Annotated in this window: 1 protein-coding gene; it reads left to right on the plus strand. The window is 46.3% G+C overall.

Translation table 11 applies throughout. The features are described from left to right. Positions 1 to 58: 58 nt before the first annotated feature. Positions 59 to 255 (plus strand): helix-turn-helix domain-containing protein (locus DWW60_RS13350; protein WP_147341866.1); only part of this gene is annotated, 197 nt, incomplete at its 3' end.

Below are 255 nucleotides of genomic sequence, written 5' to 3' on the forward strand. Positions count from 1 at the left end.
TTTGGGGAGAACGGCAACAGGAAGCATTTTAACCTATTTGATTTATGGGAGGAACAGAATGAACGATAAAAAGAGATTGAACAGCTATGAGGATTTACCGCTGGTTCTGGATGTAGCGGACATTCAGCGGATTATGGGAATTTCAAGAGCGAGCGCCTATGAGCTAGTACACACACCCGGCTTTCCGGCGTTCCGCAGGGGTAGGCTTATCAAGGTCAGCAAAATTGCTTTCTTTGAATGGATGGCAAAAGGCTC

It is taken from the genome of Coprococcus sp. AF16-22, assembly GCF_003461545.1.
GTDB lineage: Bacteria > Bacillota > Clostridia > Lachnospirales > Lachnospiraceae > Coprococcus > Coprococcus aceti.